The sequence below is a fragment of the Parvibaculum sp. genome, assembly GCF_040882025.1.
In the GTDB taxonomy this organism is placed as follows: domain Bacteria; phylum Pseudomonadota; class Alphaproteobacteria; order Parvibaculales; family Parvibaculaceae; genus Parvibaculum.
In genome coordinates this window covers 1-3,935 of sequence record NZ_JBBECC010000115.1, presented here as the reverse complement: position 1 = coordinate 3,935, position 3,935 = coordinate 1, and the positions used below count along the sequence as shown (strand labels likewise).

Here is a 3,935-nt window from a genome sequence, read left to right as displayed (position 1 = left end):
GCCGCGCTTTTTTTGCGGAGCGGCTCTCCGCGTTTGCCGCGATCCTCAACTGTTCCGCACACGTCCCACCCGCGCCCCGTAAACACCTCGTTAACGCTCCCCACCCAGAATAAGGGGCGAGGGGCGCATCCGCCTCCTTGGGGGCAACGCCTCATGCATGACACGCTGGCCGCATCGCAGGTTCCGTCCGCCGTCTTCGCCGAATATTCCGGCGGGCCGGAGGATGTCCGGCCGCATATCGCCCACCGCGGCGCGCTCTGCGATGCGCTTGCCTATTGGGAGGCGCTGCGTGGCCGCCGCCGTTTTCCGGCGCGCGCCGAATTCGATCCGATGGCGCTGCGCCGGCATCTCCCCGTCATCTATCTGCTCGAAGCGGCGCCCGACGGCGAATTTCGCTACCGCGTCGTCGGCGGGATGATTTCCGAATTCTTCGGCGCCGTCAGCCCGGTCGGCCGCACGCCGCAGGAGGTGTTCGGCGAAAACGCCGAAATCGCGCTCGCGCCCTATCGGCTGGTCTGCGCGCGCCGCTGCCTCTATATGCACCGCGCCTCGGCCGCCTGGCTCTACCGGAACCGCGCTTACGTCCACTACAATGTGCTGCTGCTGCCGATGGGAACGGATGAAGCGCGCGTCGACAAGATCCTCGCCGCCGTCGATTTCATCTCCGAAGAAGCGGCAAGGCGGGCCTGAGCGCCGCCGCTGCCCGCCTCAGCCGCAGCCCGGCGCCTTGCCCAATCCCCGCCGGCCTTCCGCCGCGAAGGGAAAATCATCCGTTCCCGGAATATTGTTCGCCTTCATCGACCAGACGGTCCACAAATCCTGCAAGGGTTCGTCGATCAGCCCCGCCGCCATGACGAGGCAGCGGGCGCGCTGGCGCGCCGGCGTCAGCTTCGCGAAGGGGAGGGCCGTGCGGTCGTGGCGGACGGCCGCCACCATCGCCGCCCGCACCGCATCGAGCCGCACGCGCAAATCTTCCGCGCGTGCCGCCGCTTCGGCCGTTGTCGTTTCGCGCGCCAGCGCCGCGCGGGCTTCCGCCATCGCGGCGCGGGTTCCGGCAAGTTCGGCCATCGCCGCCGCGTAGTCCGCCTCGCTCAGGCCGGCCGCCGCCGTGCCGCCGATCGTCAGTACCGCGAGCAACAGCGCCATCGCGCCGGTCGTCTTTCCGGAAATTTTCATTGCCCTGCTTCCCGTCGCGCCAGGGCGGTTTGCTCCACCGCCGCCTCGCGCCAGTCTGGCACTTTCTTCGGCTCCTTTGCCGGTGCTCTTCTCGGCGCCGGGTATTGTGCTTTCTCCGGTGCCTTTTTTGGCGCCGACCCGCGTGCTTTTGCCTGTGCTATTTTCGGTGTCCAACAGTGTGCTTTTGCCGCCTGCCGCCGAAATGTCACAGCGCAGCGCTGCGCTGTCGCCTTCGGGCAACAGCCGGGCAGGATGTCCGCGCCTCTGCCGCGCCGCCGCAAAGCGGGGAGAAAGCGTGTTATCCCGGGGATATCGCAGCGCCGAAAAGCGTTTGTGACAGTTTTTTGACAGTTTTGTGACAGAGGGGGGGTCCGCTGTCGAAAACCGCTGTCACAAATCGCCGCCGCTGTTCACCGGCGAACAGATGGCGGCCCATGCACGAACGGAAATCGGCGCTGGCCGCCGGCGTGTCAGTGCTTATGATGCGCGCCATTCGCATTGACCCGCACCGGAGTTTCGCCCATGACCGACCTTTCGACCGATGCCCCCGCGCCCGATTTCAAGGACGGGCTGGGCGAAGCCCTCGGTATCGTCCGTACCCTGTATATGGACGCCGATGCCGGCCGCGCCGCCATCGAATGCGAGGCGCAGATGCGGATGTGCCATTCGGGCGGTGTGGTGCAGGGCGGTTTCGTTACCGGCTGGATCGACGCGGCAATGGCGCGCGCCGTGATGTGCGCGACCGATTTCAAGTTCACGCCGATGTCGCTCGAAATCAAGATCAGCTTTTTCCGGCCCGCCGCGCCTGGCCTTCTCGTCGCCGAGGCCTGGATCGAGCGGCGCGGCCGCTCCACCGTTTTCGTCGAAGGGCACCTGCGCGACGCGAGCGGCGAAATCCTCGCCAAGGGCTCCTCCACCGTTCGCCTGCTGCCGCGCGTCGACGGCTGATTCGCGTGCGCGAAAGGTTGTTGCAGCGCAGCGACTTTTTCTCTTTTGCGTTATCTGGGAAATTTTCCGTAGACGTATTTTCCGTAAGTCTGCCCGTTTGTGCACTTCCCACACGAAGTTGTTGCGTGTGAGTCACAATCGGCAAAATCCGGTTGTCCTTGTTGACGGTTTCTCTTGAGCGGCGGCTTCGCGACGCCGATCATGCGTTCGGGGCTTTGGGGCAGGAACTGCAACGAAGCGAGGATACCCATGAAATCCATCATCAAAGATTTTTGCGTGGCATCTGTCTGCGCCGCCGCGCTCGGCCTCGCGGCAGGCGGCGCGCAAGCGCAGATGCCCGGCGGCCCTTATGTCGGTGGCGGTCTCGGCTGGGGCTGGACGGACGGCAATGACGACTTGAGCTGGAAGGGTCTCGCCGGCTGGCAGTTCAACGAATACGCCTCCGGGCAGGTCTTTTATGCCGAGCTCGGCGAGCACGGCGCGCCCGGCTTCCTCGGCGATGCCGACATCGATACCTACGGCGCCGAACTTCTTCTGTCCTTCCCGGTCGCGCCCGACCTTTCGCTTTACGGCAAGGGCGGTGTGCATCGCTACGAGATCAACACCCGCAACACGAGCTGGCTTGCGGGCGCGGGCGCGGAGCTCGGCCTTCAGGCCGGCTGGTCGCTGCGCGGCGAATGGACCCATTACGATCTCGATCCGATCGACAGCGACGACTTCACGGTTCAGATCGTCTACGGATTCTGACGGCGCGCTTCAGGGGGAGGGCCGTCCCGCTTCGGCGGGGCGGCCTTTTGTTTGCGCTCAACTGTTCGTGTATTCCGGTTTGCGCTTGCCGAGAAAGGCGGCGATCCCCTCGCGAAAGTCGTTTGTCTGGGCACAGAGGATCTGGTTGCGGTCTTCCATCGCCACTGCGGCCTCGATGCTTCCGGCATCGACCGACATGTTGAGGCATTCCTTGGTCAGCCTGAGGCCGAGCGGGGACGTCGTCAGCATTTCCTCGATGTAAGGTGCCGCGGCGTCCGCCAGTTTCTCGTCCGGCACCACTTCCGACACAAGCCCCACGCGCTCGGCGCGTGCGGCATCGATGAAGCGTCCCGTCATCATCAGTTCGGAGGCAACCGAAACGCCGACGAGCCGCGGCAGGAAATAGCTGACGCCGATATCGCAGGCGGAAAGGCCGATGCGGATGAAGGCGGCGTTCATGCGCGCGCTCGCGCCCGCGATGCGGATGTCGGAAGCAAGCGCCAGCGCGAAGCCGCCGCCGCAGGCGGGGCCGTGCACCAGCGAGATGATCGGTTGCGGGCAGCGGCGCATGCGCATCACGATCTCGCTGATCCGCCGCTGCGACACAAGGCCCGCCTGCGGACTCCCGCTCGCGCCGGTGTCCGGCCGGTTGGAGCGTTCCTTGAGATCGAGCCCGGCGCAGAAGGCGCGGCCGGCGCCCCTGAGCACGACCACGCGCACCGAATGATCCGTGTAAAGACGCCCGAAATAATCCTGCAGCTCGTCGACAAGCGCCGGGTTCATCGCGTTGAGCGCGTCGGGGCGATTCATCGTCACCCAATCGACGCCACCCTGTTTTTCGACGATCAGCGTTTTATAGGCGGTCATGGCGTCTCCTCCTCGCATGGCGGTTTTAATGGGAGGAAGCCTATAGGGGCCGCCGCCGCGCGCAACTGACGCAAGGGCATGCAAATGAAACGGTGCCCGCTCAGCCGACCAGCGCTTCCATTTCCTGCTGGATCGCCAGCGGCAGGTCGAGCCAGCGCAGTGCCAGCAGGCCGCCGCTTTCGAGGCGCATCACTTCG

The 3,935-nt window shown here is 65.5% G+C and carries 5 protein-coding genes; 3 read left to right on the top strand and 2 right to left on the bottom strand.

The window, feature by feature from the left end; all coding sequences use genetic code 11:
• The first annotated feature begins 153 nt into the window (after positions 1 to 153).
• Positions 154 to 690 carry a PAS domain-containing protein gene (locus WEB61_RS08285; RefSeq protein WP_368063864.1) on the top strand — a complete coding sequence of 179 codons (537 nt, stop codon included), beginning with the start codon at positions 154 to 156 and terminating at the stop codon, positions 688 to 690.
• A gap of 18 nt (positions 691 to 708) precedes the next feature.
• Here WEB61_RS08285 and WEB61_RS08280 read toward each other — a convergent pair whose 3' ends face one another.
• Entirely contained in the window at positions 709 to 1,176 is a 468-nt protein-coding gene (locus WEB61_RS08280) for a hypothetical protein (protein WP_368063863.1), read from the bottom strand.
• Positions 1,177 to 1,698: 522 nt separating this feature from the next.
• On the opposite strand from WEB61_RS08280, the gene WEB61_RS08275 reads away from it, so the two are divergent.
• Both WEB61_RS08275 and WEB61_RS08270 read left to right on the top strand, forming a co-directional pair.
• Positions 1,699 to 2,124 carry a PaaI family thioesterase gene (locus WEB61_RS08275; protein WP_368063862.1) on the top strand — a complete coding sequence of 142 codons (426 nt, stop codon included), beginning with the start codon at positions 1,699 to 1,701 and terminating at the stop codon, positions 2,122 to 2,124.
• Positions 2,125 to 2,373: 249 nt separating this feature from the next.
• Positions 2,374 to 2,871, top strand: a complete 498-nt coding sequence (locus WEB61_RS08270; protein ID WP_368063861.1) for an outer membrane beta-barrel protein — start codon at positions 2,374 to 2,376, stop codon at positions 2,869 to 2,871.
• A gap of 57 nt (positions 2,872 to 2,928) precedes the next feature.
• Here WEB61_RS08270 and WEB61_RS08265 read toward each other — a convergent pair whose 3' ends face one another.
• The gene (locus WEB61_RS08265) at positions 2,929 to 3,738 is read right to left on the bottom strand and encodes an enoyl-CoA hydratase/isomerase family protein (RefSeq protein ID WP_368063860.1); all 810 of its coding nucleotides are present in this window, start codon (positions 3,736 to 3,738) and stop codon (positions 2,929 to 2,931) included.
• Between the last annotated feature and the right edge of the window lie 197 nt (positions 3,739 to 3,935).

Bases quoted from the DNA above. Each gene is read 5' to 3' on its own strand.
- WEB61_RS08265 (WP_368063860.1), bottom strand. From the start codon at position 3,738: ATGACCGCCTATAAAACGCTGATCGTCGAAAAACAGGGTGGCGTCGAT.
- WEB61_RS08270 (WP_368063861.1), top strand. From the start codon at position 2,374: ATGAAATCCATCATCAAAGATTTTTGCGTGGCATCTGTCTGCGCCGCC.
- WEB61_RS08275 (WP_368063862.1), top strand. From the start codon at position 1,699: ATGACCGACCTTTCGACCGATGCCCCCGCGCCCGATTTCAAGGACGGG.
- WEB61_RS08285 (WP_368063864.1), top strand. From the start codon at position 154: ATGCATGACACGCTGGCCGCATCGCAGGTTCCGTCCGCCGTCTTCGCC.
- WEB61_RS08280 (WP_368063863.1), bottom strand. From the start codon at position 1,176: ATGAAAATTTCCGGAAAGACGACCGGCGCGATGGCGCTGTTGCTCGCG.